The organism is Aristaeella lactis (assembly GCF_018118585.1).
Taxonomy (GTDB): Bacteria; Bacillota; Clostridia; order Christensenellales; family Aristaeellaceae; genus Aristaeella; species Aristaeella lactis.
Genome location: NZ_CP069421.1, coordinates 1,474,266 through 1,488,960 on the forward strand (window position 1 = coordinate 1,474,266; position 14,695 = coordinate 1,488,960).

General features: G+C 53.5%; 12 protein-coding genes. 6 read left to right on the plus strand and 6 right to left on the minus strand.

From position 1 onward, the window contains the following. Positions 1 to 129 precede the first annotated feature (129 nt). From JYE50_RS06885 to JYE50_RS06895, 3 genes are all read right to left on the minus strand, one after another. Positions 130 to 1,488: a S41 family peptidase gene (locus JYE50_RS06885; protein ID WP_084096852.1), complete on the minus strand. Its 1,359-nt coding sequence runs from the start codon at positions 1,486 to 1,488 to the stop codon at positions 130 to 132. Between the two features lie 32 nt (positions 1,489 to 1,520). After that, the gene (locus tag JYE50_RS06890) at positions 1,521 to 3,140 is read right to left on the minus strand and encodes an RNA polymerase sigma factor (RefSeq protein ID WP_084096851.1); all 1,620 of its coding nucleotides are present in this window, start codon (positions 3,138 to 3,140) and stop codon (positions 1,521 to 1,523) included. 104 nt (positions 3,141 to 3,244) lie between these two features. Then, a complete protein-coding gene (locus JYE50_RS06895; protein ID WP_283399249.1) occupies positions 3,245 to 4,258 on the minus strand; it encodes a helix-turn-helix transcriptional regulator in 1,014 nt (337 codons plus the stop codon). 260 nt (positions 4,259 to 4,518) lie between these two features. Between JYE50_RS06895 and JYE50_RS06900 the strand changes: the two genes are divergently transcribed. Together JYE50_RS06900 and JYE50_RS06905 are read left to right on the plus strand one after the other, a co-directional pair. Beyond that, the gene (locus JYE50_RS06900) at positions 4,519 to 5,148 is read left to right on the plus strand and encodes a lactate utilization protein (protein WP_084096849.1); all 630 of its coding nucleotides are present in this window, start codon (positions 4,519 to 4,521) and stop codon (positions 5,146 to 5,148) included. Positions 5,149 to 5,268: 120 nt separating this feature from the next. Next, positions 5,269 to 6,468 (plus strand): MFS transporter, encoded by a 1,200-nt coding sequence (locus tag JYE50_RS06905; RefSeq protein WP_084096848.1) that lies wholly within the window; start codon positions 5,269 to 5,271, stop codon positions 6,466 to 6,468. Between the two features lie 322 nt (positions 6,469 to 6,790). On the opposite strand, the gene JYE50_RS06910 is transcribed toward JYE50_RS06905, so the two are convergent. Next, entirely contained in the window at positions 6,791 to 7,618 is an 828-nt protein-coding gene (locus JYE50_RS06910) for a glycosyltransferase family 2 protein (protein WP_179138420.1), read from the minus strand. Between the two features lie 154 nt (positions 7,619 to 7,772). Here JYE50_RS06910 and JYE50_RS06915 point away from each other — a divergent pair, with 154 nt between their 5' ends. Further along, entirely contained in the window at positions 7,773 to 8,840 is a 1,068-nt protein-coding gene (locus tag JYE50_RS06915) for a lysylphosphatidylglycerol synthase transmembrane domain-containing protein (protein WP_084096846.1), read from the plus strand. Then, a complete protein-coding gene (locus tag JYE50_RS06920) occupies positions 8,834 to 9,742 on the plus strand; it encodes a mechanosensitive ion channel family protein (protein ID WP_084096845.1) in 909 nt (302 codons plus the stop codon). Before JYE50_RS06915 ends, JYE50_RS06920 begins: the two co-directional genes overlap by 7 nt. 240 nt (positions 9,743 to 9,982) lie before the next feature. Here the strand turns inward: JYE50_RS06920 and JYE50_RS06925 are convergent, their stop codons facing one another. Further along, positions 9,983 to 12,175: an alpha-galactosidase gene (locus JYE50_RS06925; RefSeq protein WP_084096843.1), complete on the minus strand. Its 2,193-nt coding sequence runs from the start codon at positions 12,173 to 12,175 to the stop codon at positions 9,983 to 9,985. Between the two features lie 86 nt (positions 12,176 to 12,261). Beyond that, on the minus strand, positions 12,262 to 12,912 hold the full coding sequence (gene sfsA, locus JYE50_RS06930; protein ID WP_084096842.1) for a DNA/RNA nuclease SfsA: 651 nt from the start codon (positions 12,910 to 12,912) through the stop codon (positions 12,262 to 12,264). A gap of 265 nt (positions 12,913 to 13,177) precedes the next feature. On the opposite strand from sfsA, the gene JYE50_RS06935 reads away from it, so the two are divergent. Together JYE50_RS06935 and JYE50_RS15505 are read left to right on the plus strand one after the other, a co-directional pair. Next, positions 13,178 to 13,906 carry a hypothetical protein gene (locus JYE50_RS06935; RefSeq protein WP_084096841.1) on the plus strand — a complete coding sequence of 243 codons (729 nt, stop codon included), beginning with the start codon at positions 13,178 to 13,180 and terminating at the stop codon, positions 13,904 to 13,906. 248 nt (positions 13,907 to 14,154) lie between these two features. After that, positions 14,155 to 14,643, plus strand: a complete 489-nt coding sequence (locus tag JYE50_RS15505) for a DUF3267 domain-containing protein (RefSeq protein ID WP_369413452.1) — start codon at positions 14,155 to 14,157, stop codon at positions 14,641 to 14,643. The last annotated feature ends 52 nt before the right edge of the window (positions 14,644 to 14,695 follow it).

Consider the following 14,695-nt stretch of genomic DNA (forward strand, 5'->3'; position numbering starts at 1 on the left):
GTGGTTTTGCTGAAGCTCTGATTGGTTCCTGGCTATGATCATATCATACTTGCCATGTTTTCCCAAAGAAAATCTCCGTCAGCTTGTAACAGCTGCCGGAGATATCCTCTTTTTTGTCTTTTTTCCCGGTTATTTGCTCCTGAGGTATTCCAGTGCTTTTGCCATTCCCGCATCGCGGCGGTCGATCACGTCCCTTACTGTCCACGGAAGCCTTATATCGGGCGAGAAGCCCTTATTGTATATATCCTCGCCGTTCTGGGCATAGCACCGCCTGGTGCAGATCCGGAATGATCCCCCGCTTTCAAGTTTGAAGAATAAGGGCTGTCCCGAAGAGCCCCCTGTATTGCCTCCGATAAACACCGCGTTGGTATGTGCCTTCATCACATCCACAAAATCCTCCGCTGCTGAAAATGTCAGTTCGTTCATCAGCACAGCAACCGGCCCGTTCAGCTTTCCGGGAGCCTGGTTCTTCTTTGTGCCGATTTCCCTTTTATAGCAGATATGGCGGCTCATTCTGAAGGCCCTCAGGCTTTCCTCATCCAGGTGCTTTGCCTCCAGTTCTTCAGCGGTCGCGTTCCTGAAATCATCCCTGCACGCTGCCCAGGCCCTGAAAGTCGGCTCATAAACCTGTGTCTCGGCGCCGCAGCTTTCAAAATCACCGTCTATGAACATCGCCGCGATCGCGTCACCGTTCCCGCTGTTCCCGCCGCCGTTCCCCCTGACATTGATAATATATCCCCTTGCCTTTTTCAACTCGTCAAAGCAGGCATATACTTTGCCGGGCATATCATTGTCCATAAAGGAACTGATCGTTATCACCGCGATATCGTCCTCAGTCATTTCAATGCTGCAGCTGTCTCCCTTCAGGAAATCCCCCTTCAGGATGGTTCTGTTCTTATTGTTGGCGTTGAACAGATACTCCATGTTGCACCAGTGCAGATTCACGGGATTCTCCCGGGTCAGTTCAATGTCAAACTGCTCCCCGTCCTTTTCAAAGGTGCAGTTCAGCCTGCTTCCTGCCCTGCCGATCATCAGGCCGTTCATTGCGTTGACCCGGCATGCCTCCTCATGGGCATGCCAGATATAGGGATAGACCTTTTCTCTCACATACTCGGAAGCATCCATTCCGTCTATCTTCTTCAGGATGCTGTACAGGCTGATTCTGTCCTTGTATTCTTCCGTCACATTCAGTACGGCAATCCCTTCATCGAATTGATACAGCACGACCGGAAGCATCGAACAGTACTCCGGATCCTGCATCAGATCCATCGGCATACTGACATCCGTATGACCGTCTCCCAGGAGAGCGAGGAAGCGCGTAAGCTCCCGGTAGTATTCATACCTGTCCTTTGCCGCCAGAACCCTGGGCAGGGCCTTCCTGTATTCTCCGTCCCAGTCGATCTTTACCTTGTCCCAGAACGCAAAGTTATATTCCGCTTCTTTCCAGATCAGCGAAAGCTCATAGATTTTTTGTTCATCGGTCAGCATTTTCGTTTCTCCCACACACAGTGATTTGACTTTTACTTTTCAACAATCATGTAGCATCCTTCCGCGCCAAGTCCGTTTTCCGGCGGGGTCAGCAGGCCTTTTTCGATCAGGCACTCCACCACGGCGTCAAGTACCGGCATGCTGGCAAGATAATTGGCATAGGTCCATTCACCCATCAGGTAGTCGGGAATCGCTTTCCTGTAAAGCGCCGCCAGTTCATCCGCTGTGCTTTCCGCCGCGCTCTTCAGGCTGCTGCTGTCAAGGCGGTAACTGAGATCAAACAGATGGCTGTCCTTTTGTTCACTGACCAGGATCTTCGTATACAGCATATCACCGTCACGGTACAGATACCCGCTCTCGATAGCTTTGGCCGCGTGCTCCTTATCCTTTTCAGAAATCGCTGCCACATTCAGTCCTTTGATCGCGCGGATAGCCAGCTGAATCTGCGGATCTTTGGAGATATCAGCTTCAGCACAGAAGTGTTTCCGGATGCGTGTGATATAGATATTCTCCATGTAAATCCGGGAATATCCGCAAAGGTTGTCAGCGTCGGTTCCGTCACAGCCCCCGCCGAAATACTTCCCGATATCCACATATCCGTATACCGTAAAGGGCCTGTTTGTTTTTTGGATATCCTTTAGGTACTTCTGCTCCAGGATCGAAGCAACGGCACCGGGATATACAGATGCCAGATGCTTTATCTGCTGCCAGAGGATCAGGTTCAGATCCACCTTTTTGTTCAGGTACGGAAAAGCGAGATACTCTTCCTTATGCTTTTCAATATGCTCTGTGATAATGTCGCAGATTTGGGGCACCCGGGCTGTATACAGCTCCATTGCTTTTTCAATCACATCTTTATCAAGGAGAATAAAGTTGATCGCGTATCTGCCGTTGTCCAGGCGGCGCAGCAGGCCGTACTCACCATTCATGCCTTTTGTCAGGATTTCCAGTTCCTCTTCCACATACACCGTCGGCACATTGAGTTCTTCAGCGATCTCCGACGCGCTTCTCGGTTTCTGATGGCAAAGCCATACGATATGCCTGGAAAACTGCCGCGTGCATACCTGCCGCGGATCTCCCCAGGAAGGCCGTCCGGTTCCCCATATCACAAAATCAATATTCTCCAGCGCCACAGGTCTGTGATCCATCTCTTTCATTTCTTCCATCTCACCTCTGATCTTCTGCCTTGCCGAAAACAAACGCTGCCGGACAGTGCCTTCCCCGACATCCAGTTTTTTCGCGATCTCTGCTGTGGATAGTCCGTCCAGGTAAAAGGCGATCATGACTTCGCGGTATGCCTTTGTCAGGAAAGCAATACGTCGGCAGATCAGGATCAGTGCGTCCGAAGCATCGTCTTCTTCCGCTGCTTCAGTGTCCTGCATTGCCTTTTCCGGATCTCCCTCATAGAACACAGCCGAATGTTTGCTGCGTTTTTGGGAATAATCGGCATAAACATTTCGCGCCACTTTCCATATGAACGGATAAACGTTCCCGATCTCTCCGTCAGTATCCGCCGCCTTCAGGAGGGCATAAACGATATCTGAGCAAAGCTCCTCCGCTTCATAGCTGTCATTCGTTCGGGCATAGCAAAATCCGTACAGCTTATCAAGCAGTCCGTCATCGATTGTTTTCAGCAAATCTCTTTTAACCATTCATATCTCCGTGAGTGTTGATCAACGCTCTCACTTATATAGTCTGTCCTTTTTCGTAAATGTTAGGTCATACCGAATAATACATTTTTCTTTCCCTGTTGGTTTCAGAGGAAGTACTCAAATTTGGTTTCGTCTTTATGGAACGGATATTCATCCCCGTTGCAGCCCTGAAGGATGATTTCATCATCGCTGTAACGTTTAACGATCCACTGCATCATTCCGCAGGCATCCGGCTGATCCTGGCCGTAGCTGATCGTAACAGTGCCGTCCTTATCTTCCTGGAGCTGGCGGCCGAAGTCGAAGAAAAAACCGCAGAAAAAGTCGGAATTATCCTTATAGTTCCGCATCCGGAAATACTGCCCGGAGGATTTCAGGCCCAGTTCAAACGGCGCATTGTAGCTACAGCCGCAATAGATGTTGGTATCCTGCGGATAAATGCTGAAAATATACTCAACGTTTCCGGTACACAAACTGATTCTGAAGGAATCATCCGAAACAGACATAACAACACCCTTCCGCCACTCTTCCAGTGCCCGGCGGATACCGACCTCCGAAACCGTATGAAGCGGCTTGTCGCCGTGATTGATCAGGAAGCTGTCCAGCCGGTCCATCTGATCCAGCCGTTCCCGCCGGAATTCTTCGCCCATGAGGGCTTCAAATTCCGGGTGATTGGTATAAACTGTGTCATTATACTGATAGGCATAGAACGTGGGCTCTTCGCGGCTTATCCTGCAGTCCCGCTCACAGATGGCGGTCAGTTTCTTCACAGAACCGTTTCCCTTGTATACCCTGGCGCCGATCGTATGCTTGTCCCGGCCGTAATACTCCAGGAGCAGCTTTTCCGTCTCAACGATCTCGCAGCAGCCTTTGCGGTAGATGCCACAGACAAAGCGGACACCTTCCTTTTCGAAGTTGGTAACATTGACAAGCAAATCGTCGGTTGACACGCAAAACAGTCGGCTGATAGCGACGATCTTCCGGATATCCGGTACAGCCTGGTCCAGTTCCCACTTGGAAACAGTCTGCCTTGTCGCACCGAGCATCTCTCCGAATTCTTCCTGGGACATGCCGCGGGATACGCGGATCTCCTGGATCTTACGGCCAAGCGTCATATTCATTCCGCCCTTTCTGACAGGACCGCGGCGCGTTTGCTCCGGCAGTCCGTTTGTTTCATCTTCCGAAAACATATTATCTGATATCCGGAGAGAAAACAACCAAGTCTGCGTGGAAATTTGTCGCTTCACAGTTGACAAACTGATTCATACGGATCCGTCTGTCGTTTTTCTGCTTTCCTGCCCGGCAGGCTTGAAGGTCCTTTCCTTTTTTGTTATTATCGCAATAAAGAGTGATTTGCAGACACGATAACAGGAGGATGGAAATGAATCCGAACATCACCAAACGGAATGAACTCCTCGCGCAAAAGGTCATCAAGGGACTGGAATCCCGCAATATGACCGGTTATTACGCCGCCTCAAAGGAAGAAGCACTGAAGCTCGCCCTCAGCCTGATTCCGGAATACAGCACCGTTACCATGGGCGGCGCCATGAGCGCTCATGAGATCGGCCTGGTCAATGCCGTAAAGTCCGGCAATTATCATTTCATCGACCGGGATACCGCGGAAGACAAGCGTGCCGCCATGCTCGCCGCCTATGACGCGGATGTGTTCCTGTCCAGCGTAAACGCCATGACGGATGACGGGATCCTCGTCAACATCGACGGGAACTCCAACCGTGTTTCCGCCATCTGCCAGGGACCGAAGCAGGTCCTCTTCATCGTGGGAATGAACAAGATCTGCGGTGACCTGGACAGCGCCATGAAACGGGCCCGCAACGTGGCCGCGCCGACCAACGCCCAGCGTTTCGGCCTGTCCACGCCCTGTGCGAAGACCGGTAAGTGCATGGACTGCAAGAGCCCTGATACCATCTGCTGCCAGTTCCTGATCACCCGGTTCAGCCGCCACACCGGCCGAATCCACGTGATCCTTGTCAACGACACCCTCGGCTTCTGATGGTTGTATTATGAATTGTTGAGCCGTTGTCCAAATCTTTGATTTGGGTAACAACTGCCATGCTACAGCCGTCAAAGTGCCAAAGGCACTTTGGTAACGGCGATCGCAGAATTGTGAATTATGAATTATAAGAAATCTCTTTCTCCCGTCACCTTTCATTACATGATCATCACCGGCGGGTTCTGGATGGCCTTCTGTGTGGTCACTGCCTATGCCGCCGTCTATCTGCAGGGTGTCGGGTGTTCCAATGCGGAACTGGGCCTTATCCTGGCCCTGGGCAACGTGGGCGGAGCCCTGCTCAGCCCTGTGCTTGGCGCGCGGATCGACCGGAACCGGAACCTCCGTCATGCCACGGTTGTCAATGTGCTTCTGGCCATCCAGGTGGTCCTGCTCGTTCTCCTGCGGATTCATCCCCGCCATGACCTGCTGAACGCCGCCTGCTATGTGCTCTATATGACCGCCATGATGCCGGTCAACGCCGTCAACCTGGACCTCTGCGTCCGGCTGGAGCGGGCGAAAGCACCGCTGAACTTCGGCCTTGCCCGTTCCATGGGCAGTTTCTCCTTCGTGATCCTGAGCACCCTTCTGGGCGTCATTACAGCCCAATGGGGGCATCTGTCCCTGCCCTTTGCCGGGCTGGCAGTGGTGCTTTTGCAGTTCATCGGCAACCGGATCATCGACCGGGATCTGCGTCAGTTCGAAGCGGTCCTGCCGCCCTCTGAAAACGAGGTGCGGGAACAGTCCTCCTCCCTCCCCGTCTTTATCCGGGAAAACAGGATGTTCTGCCTCATGCTCTTCGGTACCATCATCATTTTCATCGCCCATAACATGGACGGCAACTTCCTGATCAATGAGATCCGCGCCCTGGGCGGCGATACCGCCATCATGGGTTATGTGGCGGCCTTCACAGCCATCACGGAAGTGCCGATCATGATGTTTGCCTCCAGGCTTCCGAAGCGCTGGTCCACGGTGCAGTATATCCGCCTGGCTCTTGTCCTCTTTGTCTTCAAAGCCCTGGCTTACGCCCTGGCGCCGAACATTCCCCTGTTCTTCGCCTCCCGCGTCTTCCAGGCTCCCAGCTACGCGCTCTATACCGTCCTCATTGTCGGCTACGCGGACAGCCAGGTCGCCCGCAAGGATTCGGCCAAAGCCCAGAGCCTTGCCTTCAGCATGACCACCATCGGTTCAGTGCTGGCCAGCCTTATCGGCGGCCAGATGTTTGACTCCGTGGGCGTAAAGCCCACCATGCTCACCGCCGTCGCCATCTGCGCTGTCGGCACTGTTATAGCTTTGTTTGGAACCCGCCAGCGCCAAAGTTGACAGAGGGACGGGGTTTTTGTCAACTCCAATAGTGAAAACTTCTCACTCTTCACTCTGCACTTTTCACTCAATCACTTATAAACCAAAGCACCCGACACGCAAAGCGGGAATGTGACTGCGGGACAGATCAAGTGTCATAGCCATTACGCTGTGACACTTGGTCTGTCCCCTCTGTCATATTCACGCTCTCCACTGCCCGCATAAATGCTGTCATTCCAAAAAAAGTGAAAACTCCTGCGATTTTCGCAGGAGTTTTTTCCGCCATTGTTAATTGTTAATTATTTATTGTTAATTGTTCAGGGTTGGACCTGGTCTGACCCCGTCAGCCCAATCCGACTCTGAACAAATACATCCACAGCCTGTTCTTATACTTCTCATACAGTCCGCGTTTGCGGTACATATCCTTTAGGTGCCGGTACAGTTCTCCTTTGATCCGGGTGTTCTCCGCCGGATGTTTCACGCAGTCGATCACCTGCTGGATTGAGGTACTGCCCGCCGTGCGGCGGTAGTCATACAGGGAATCTTTCATAAAGGACACCTGCTTCACGCCAGCGAGATAGTCCATCACAAAGGCGAAGTCCTCGCCCCAGGTCAGGTCTTCCTGGAACCGGCAGCCGTTCTCCTCAATGATCTCCCGCAGGAACAGCTTGTTCCACAGCACGCCGTAGAAGTAGGAGTTGGCGTGATCGCACAGGTGGCGCATCATGTCATCGCAGGGAACCGTATCGTCCCGTCCCGCCAGGTTGTGAAAGCTCTTCCGTTCCCCAAAATACTGGTCATATCCGCCGATCACCAGCTCGGAACCGTCCTTTTCAGCCCGGCGGACCATCCGCTCAATGGAATCAAGCGGAAGCGTATCATCCGCGTCGATAAAGCGGATGTATTTCCCCTTGCACAGGGCTACGCCCGCGTTCCGGGCATAGGATATGCCCAGGTTACCCTGGGATACCACCGTCAGCCGGGAATCTTCCTCCGCGATCTTCCTGGCCATCTCTTCGGTCCCGTCTTTGCTACCGTCATTCACCAGGATGATCTGCAGGTTCTGCCACGTCTGGTTCAGCAGGCAGGCAAACAGCCTTTCCAGGGTTCCTGTCGCGTTGTAGGCCGGAATGACCACACTGACCATGGCCTCGTCCTGTTCAGGGATCAAGGGCTTCATCTCCTGTCATTGTCCTTCTGGTTTTATGGTATTTTACCATGCTTCCCCTTGTTTGAAAAGCATTCTTCCTCCCCTTTGGCTGGACAGAAAGATCAAAAGCGGATAAAATAAGTTGTTGTATTTCAACGGGAAAGGAGGCGCCGGCATGAACCCGAAACTGAAAAAAATACTCAGCGCGCTGTTCATCCTCGTAACCTTTGCCGCCGTCTTCTGTATCGCCTTCGGCAACCCGGAGCTGAGTAACGCCTGGGACGCGCTCTTCAGCCTGGATGCCAGGTGGATCGCCGTTGTTTTCCTCTGCTGGGCCGGATACGCTTTCTTTGACGCCCTTGGAACATGGTTTTGCCTGCGAAAGCAGGGGTTCCGGCTCGGCCTCTGGACCGTGATCAGCGTAACGCTGACCGGGTTTTATTACAGCAATATCACGCCCGGTGCCAGCGGTGGCCAGCCCATGCAGGTTAATTCCCTGCGCAAGGCCGGTGTCCCGGTTGGCAACGGCACCACGGCGGTCACCATCCGCCTCATCGCCAATCAGTTTATGGTGTCCCTGCTCAGCCTGCTGTTCCTGCTGTTCAACCGCGCTTTTGTGTATCAGCAGCTGAGTGATGCCATGTGGTTCGTCCGCATCGGCTGGATCATCAATTTCAGCGTGGTTCCCCTGGTGCTCCTGGCCGCCTTCAGGCGCAGCCTGGTGCGCCGTCTTGCCTCCGGCCTGATCGGCCTGGCCGCCCGGATCCGCCTGGTCAAAGACCGGGAAGCTGCGCTGGAAAAAACTTATGAAGTGCTGGATACCTATCATACGGCCATTTATGATCTGTTCCGCTCCCCTGCGCAGCTGCTCCTGCAGTGCCTGTGCAGCGCCTTGAGCATGCTGGCTCTGACCGGTTCCATCGTCTTCGTCTATTATGCTTTCGGGCTTTCCGGAACCCCCTGGTATCACCTGCTGACCCTGGGACTGCTGCTCTTCGTCAGTGCGAGCTATACGCCTCTCCCCGGTGCCAGCGGCGCTCAGGAAGGCGGTTTCATGCGTTATTTCGACGGCATCTTTCCCGGCGGAACCAAGGGCCTTGCCCTGCTGATCTGGCGTTTCTTTACCTATTACCTGTTCCTGTTTGTGGGCGTCATTACCGTTCTGCTTGAAAAGGCGGGCCTCTACGGCCATGCCCGCAGGCAGGACACTGAACCGGACCAAACGGAGGATACAGTATGTTAAGTCCTGCCAGAATGATAGCCGCCAAGGTAACACCTGCCCCTGGCGTGGGTGAGCAGGTTGAAACTGACCTGAAAGCAGCCACTGAGGGTGCCAAAAGCATCCTGGATAAATTCCCCGAGTTTTTCAGCCATCTGCTGATCTCAGCGATTGTGCTGGTCATCGGCCTGGTGATCATCAAGCTGGGTAAAAAGATCATTGCCGGCCTGGCCCGCCGCCGCAGCAAAAACAGCAAGGTCAATTCTCAGCGTTCTGAAACCTTCCGGTCGATCATCACCAGTATTTTCAGCTACATCATGTTCTTTATCCTGGTCACGATCATCCTGAACATCTTTGGTGTGGACGTGACCTCTCTGCTGGCCGCTGCCGGGGTTGTTGGTATCGCGCTGGCCTTCGGTGCCCAGACGCTGGTCAAGGACCTGCTTGCCGGTCTGTTCATCTGGGGTGAAGGCACCATTGCCGTGGGCGACCTGGTGAGCATCAACGATCTTGACGGCACCGTGGAGTCCATCACCATCCGCACCACTTCCATCCGGAACTATAATGGGAATATCTACAATATCCCCAACGGCGATATCCGGACCATCACCAACATGAGCCGCGGTTTCAAGCGGGCCATCGTCAACGTTCCCTGCCCCTATGAGGAAAGTCAGGAGCGCCTGGTCAGCATGGTGAAGGAAGAGATGGAGATCGCCGCGAAGGAAGTCGAAGGCATAAGGACCGTTCCGGATGTCATGAGCATCGTGGCCTTTGACAAAAACTCCGTCCGGCTTCAGGTGGCGGTGGTCTGTCCCGTGGGTGAACACTGGCGCATAGAGCGGGAAATCCGCACCCGGATCAAAGCCCGTTTTGACCGGGAAGGCATCATGATGCCGCACTATTCCGTTCCCGAAACAGAAACCTGATTCATGGTGAAAAGTCTCCCTCTGGAAGCTTTTTCATTTGCCTTGCAATTATACAAACATACTTTCAAACAGCCATCGCCCCTGGCGGGAATGTGACTGCGGGACAGATGAAATGTAATGCGAAGCGTGACATTTCGTCTGTCCCCTCTGTCACGTTCCTTTCCATTACCTCCACTACCCAAACCATCCATTCAACAAAACAGCTTCCGGATTCTCCGGAAGCTGTTTTTCCACTATTCTTCATTTTTCATTCTTCATTTCTTTCAGCCGCACCTGTACTGCCGGATAGTCTCCATGCATCTGCCCGAAACTAATTCCTTGTAGCAGTGCGGCTCCCGTTACCGTCTCCCCCGTGTCTTCTCTCCGATACACAGTTTCCGGCTCCAGCCCTTGCAGCCGTACCAGCGGGAACGCTCCGTTCGATCGCACATGCGTCGCCACAAAGCTCACCAGTGCCTCGTCTTTCTCCGGGCTTACCACCATCCAGGCCGTATAGTCCTCTTCGCCCTCATCCAGCCGGTAATAGTCTCCGCCTTCAATCAGGGTCTCATAGCGGTGGAAAGCCTCAATCTGCTGCTTCACCGTCTGCTTTTCTTCATCTGTCAGCTTCGCCGGGTTCAGCTCATACCCGAAGGTACCCGTCTGTGCCACAACGCCCCGTGTCTCCAGCGGTACTGTCCGTCCTGTCTGGTGATTCGGGCACGCGGATACATGCGATCCCATGGCGCACACCGGATAGCCATAGGAGGTGCCCTTCTGGATCTCCAGCCGTTCAATGGCGTCCGTATTGTCGGAACACCATATCTGCGGGCAGTAATAGAGCATCCCTGCGTCAAACCGTCCGCCGCCTCCGGAGCAGCCTTCGATCATCACATCCGGAAAAGCTGCTGTCAGTCGTTCCAGCAGCCGGTAGGTGCCCAGCATAAACCGGTGCGCCGCCTCTCCCTGCCTGTCAGCGGGAAGCGCGCCGGACCAGCAGTTGGCCACACTCCGGTTGAAGTCCCATTTAATATACTCAATCTGCGCGTCATTCAATATCGCGCTGATCCTGTTAAACAGATAATCCTGGATTTCCTCCCTGCCCATGTCCAGCACCAGCTGGCGTCTGGAAACCATCGGCAGCCTTCCGGGATCCTGCAGTGCCCAGTCCGGATGAGCCCGGTACAGGTCGGAATCCGGGCTGATCATCTCCGGTTCCACCCACAGGCCGAACTTCAATCCCGTTTCGTGGATCCGTTCGGACAGTTCCTTCAGGCTGCAGCCCAGCTTACCTTCATTGCATACCCAGTCACCCAGGCTGGTAGTATCATCATTGCGCTTGCCGAACCAGCCGTCATCCAGGACCAGCATTTCCATGCCCAGATCTTTCGCGGCCTTGCTCAGATCCAGCAGCTTCTCCGCGTCAAAATCAAAATAGCAGGCTTCCCAGCTGTTCACCAGCACGGGCTTTTTCGCGTTTCTCCACCGGGGTGCGATCACTTCTTTCCGGATCACCCGGTGATAGTTCCGGCTCAGAACGTTCAGGCCTTCCGCACTGAAGGAAAGGATTGCCTCCGGCGTCTGGAAATTCTCTCCCGGCGCCAGCTTCCATTCAAATCCCTCCGGATGGATCCCGCTCACCACGCGCACGCTTCCCGTCTGGTCCATGCTGACCTCTTCCAGATGGTTTCCGGAATACATCAGCATAAAGCCCCAGCATTCTCCCTGCCGTTCCGTGGCAGCCGGATCGCAGAGAATGATAAACGGATTGCTCTGGTGGCTGCTCATACCCCGTCTGGACTCAAAGGCCAGCCGGCCGCCCTGCGGGATCCCCATCCGCTCCGGCACCCTTTCCATGGCATGCCGTCCGTGGAAATGCATGACTTCCTTCTTGCCGTACGGAAAATCCATGCAGACCGAAGCTGCTTTTCCCAGAGTAATGACTTCAGTCCCGCGGTTTTCAAGCCGTACGCTCCGTACGATCACATCCTGCTCTTCAAACAGCCAGTATATCAGGAACGCGTTCAGACCGCTGACTTTGTCCTCCAGGCAGATCTCCAGCCCTTCCGTTTCCGCGTTGCCCCGCAGTCCCGGCAGGCCCTGCGGCTTTTCCTTGCCCTTCAGCAGGCGGTATCCCGCATAGCGCCAGTCTACGCTTCGGCTGCCGTTTTCCAGCTTTACCTTTACCGCGGCGGAGCGGAAGTCACCCACCCCGTCCGTGGAGTATTCCTGGGGCAGCGTGTCCAGGGAATAGTCAAACCGTGTCTGCTGCTCATAGGGATTGCCGCAGAACCCGCGGTTTGCCGTACGGATCCGGCTGCTCATGTCCGATCCGGTTTTCAGGCCGTACCATACGTGCAGCAGTACGCCCGTCTCATCCGCCTTCATCTGGTATTCTGTATGGATTGTTTCCAGGGAAAACAGTCTTTCCTTTTCGTTAATCCGAATGCTCACTGGATCCTCTTTCCGGGCTTTATCCCCCAAGCTTTTTAGCATGTGTATCTTATCATAATCACAGGATTCTTCAAGACAGAATCCGTTTATTTGACCGTCAGCCCGTCCGGTTCCACTTGGCACGGAAGAAAAAGCACTTCCACGCCTGCTTCCCGGGCTTCCCGCATCGCATCCCCGAATTCCGGATGGGTCCCGGTATTGGGCCGTACCTCTGTGATCCCGTCCATCTGGATCGCGAAGGCGATCACTGCCCGGTATCCTTTCTTCACGGCCTTCGCCAGCTCCCGCAGGTGCTTGACGCCCCGTTCTGTGGGAGCGTCCGGGAAATACCCGATCCCGTCAATCTCCAGCGTGCAGCCCTTCACTTCCATCAGGGTACGCTCTTCTCCCCGCTCCAGGTAAAAATCGATCCGGGAATCGCCATAGGTATATTCCGGAACAACCCTGTCATATTCCTGCTTTTCCAGCCATTCCTTCACAACGGCATTGGGCGCCTGGCTGTCGATGTTGACCAGCAGGCCGCTGTCTTTTCGCACCGCCACCAGGTCATATTTCGTTTTTCGTCCTTCGGTTCCGGGGGCTGTCAGCCAGACCTCCGCCCCGGGCAGCAGCAATTCCCTGCATCGCCCGGTATTCTTCACATGAACCGTTTCCCTGCGTCCTTCAATCTCCGCGTGGGCAATGAAACGGTTGGGCCGGTCCAGGAAAACGCCCCGGGTAATGTTCCTGTATCTCATACACTCCTGCCTGCGGTATCAGTCTTGATAGGTTCATGTCTTCCGCTGCCGATCATATCACGGTTTCTCCCGCTGCCGCAAGTGCATCGTTCATACGTTTTCCGGTTCCCGTTGACCTGGTGCCTGTTTTAGAGTATGATGGGCTCAAAGAAAAGTCCGTAAAAAGAAATACATATTTTGATTGCCATGAGGATTTTTGTATCGTACCAATATATGTCAACAGAACATGAGTGAAACGGATTATGTACCAAAGGAGGTTCCCATTATGAAAAAACTGTTTGCGCTGATGCTGATGCTCTGCCTCGTCCTTACCGCGGCGGCGGTTGCGGAAGAAGAATTCGGCTATTATCCGGATGAGTATCCGGAATCTAAAGTATATGTGAACACCTGGATTGCAGAAGACGGTGACTGGCGGATCGAGATGTACGCCGAGGACGGCGGCATTAAGCCCATGATCGTCCACCGGCTGGGTGACAATAAAGAGGATATCTGGGAATACGCCACTGCCCTTAATCCTGACATGACAGCGCTCACTGCGGTTCCCTTCGGCCTTCATTACCGGCAGGATACCGTCTCTTACGATTGGGACGAAACCTATTACGAGGACGGAGACGCTGTTTTCACCATCAACGAAAACGGAAAGCTCCTCTGGAATGACCTGAAGGAAGATGCAGGAAAAGGCCTGGAATTCGAGCCCATCGGCAATTTCTACGGCGGACGGTGGATGAAGGGTGACACGGAAGTTATCTTCTATGACTGGTATGAAGGCGAGTACGATATTCGTTGCTTCACCTACGGAAGGAATGACGAGATCCTGGCGGACGCCATCCTGAAGGGCAGCTATGATCCCGCTTCCGATACCATTACCGCGGAAGGCTTCTTTGATCCGGATGAGCCCTTCACCGTCACCTTCTCCTATGATGAAAGCAACAATGTAGTCTGGACCGAAAACGGTGAAAGCACCGTGCTGGAGTACAGCTACAGAACGGACTGAGCACAGCTCAGTCCCTTTTTTTTGAGGAGAACAGGTATTCCTGTTCCGAATCCAGTACAACAGAAGACACAGCAATCACCTGCTCCTTGTGGTATAATCCTGATAACGTCGTTAAGGAAAAGCCATATGAAAGGAGCAGGTTCTGTATGCCCCGTATTCAGTGGATGGGAAACCAGGATTGGAATAAGGATTATCCTGAAGTTGATCTGCCCGGACAAGCGCAGATGATCGAAATGCCTGCGAACAAAATGCGTGTTTCGATTATATATGGAATCCTTCCCTTTCTGCTCTGTCTGGCCTGCCTGTACCTGAAAAAGGCATTGTATGGAGAATTTCCTTTTGATAAACCATACGTCTTTGTGGGTATTCTCCTGGGGTTCTGTCTGATCCCCGTTCATGAGCTGCTTCACGCTGTATGTTGTCCTCCGGATTCTGTTGCTTACTACGGCATCAGTCTGAACAAATTCTCAGCCTTCTGTGTGTGTCATTATCCCATGAGCAGGAAAAGGGCGATTGTCATGTCACTCCTCCCTGCAATACTGGGGATCATTCCACTTATCCTGTTTTGCGTTTTCCCCATTTCATGGAAGATCCCCTCGGCTATTTGCTGGGCGGCTGCCGCCTTTGGCCTGCTTTCCCCGTCACCGGATTATATGGACGTCCATTACATTCTCAAGCAGGTTCCGAAACAGGCATATATCCAATCCAACAATTCCGGCTGGTTCTGGTATAAATAAAGGCTGCGGTCATTTCCTTCCGTTTGCTTTTGACCACCGCTTTCCTCTTTGA